Below are 920 nucleotides of genomic sequence, written 5' to 3'. Positions count from 1 at the left end.
ATACACGGAATAGCACGTATAAAATCCCATTTTTTAATTTAAAATCGTTTATGTGAAATTTTCAAGGTACAAACCGTTTTTTACGAGGTGGTTTTGACCCTCAAATCATATTATTCTAAGGATAAATTTGTTAAGCTGATACAGGCGTCTTCAGGACAGCAGGAGGCTCTTTGGATTGTTTTACTGATTTTTTCTATTATATTAAATAATCAAAGAGTTTATATGGTGATTGAAGAACCAGAGGCACATTTGTTCCCTACAGCTCAGAAAGAGATGTTAGAGTTGATTATATTAATGATTAATGCTACTTCAAGTCAGGTAGTTATTACTACGCATAGCCCATATATGCTGTCATCCGCAAATCTTTTAATGTATTCATCGCATGTAGAAGGGGCTGCTAGTGGAAATAGCTCTATAATAGATCGTGATTATAGAATTAAAGCAAATGCTGTTTCATCCTATTTGTTGAGCAATCATATTGCTGTTGATATCATGGATAGGGATAACTATATGATTAAAGCGGATAGGATTGATAGTATTTCTGAGGACATTAATAATTCGCTGGACTTGTTACTTCAGTTGGAGGAGCGTAATGGAATGTAATAGAAAAGTTTGTTTTAGAGAATTAATTAATAAAAATCCAGTTATGTCGAGTTCGTGTAACAGAGACTGCCTGATATCGTTTGATGATAGAAAAAACATATCAATATCTGAGAATAGAAAGAAATATTTGTTGCACAATGATTTAAGCAATTATATTGCTGTATTTCATGTAGATGGAGCGATGGTACGGGATAATGATAAAATTAAACCTGAATTATTCACGGCAGTATAAGCGTGCACAAAATCTACCGTAGTTGCCATTACAACCACTCCCAATACCTCACCTTTCCAGAAGATAGCCTAAAAAAGGGCAGACT

At 34.0% G+C, this 920-nt stretch carries 2 protein-coding genes; both read left to right on the top strand.

Annotated features, from left to right (window positions below):
• The first annotated feature begins 93 nt into the window (after nt 1-93).
• Nucleotides 94-603 (top strand): AAA family ATPase, encoded by a 510-nt coding sequence (locus ACTQ1L_RS15220; RefSeq protein WP_441368095.1) that lies wholly within the window; start codon nt 94-96, stop codon nt 601-603.
• Nucleotides 593-835: a hypothetical protein gene (locus tag ACTQ1L_RS15215; protein WP_441368093.1), complete on the top strand. Its 243-nt coding sequence runs from the start codon at nt 593-595 to the stop codon at nt 833-835. Before ACTQ1L_RS15220 ends, ACTQ1L_RS15215 begins: the two co-directional genes overlap by 11 nt.
• The last annotated feature ends 85 nt before the right edge of the window (nt 836-920 follow it).

The sequence above is a fragment of the Agathobacter sp. LCP21S3_B2 genome, from assembly GCF_052118705.1.
Lineage (GTDB): Bacteria > Bacillota > Clostridia > Lachnospirales > Lachnospiraceae > Roseburia.
The sequence above is the reverse complement of the archived record's forward strand: the minus strand, read 5'-3'. Positions and strand labels throughout refer to the sequence as shown.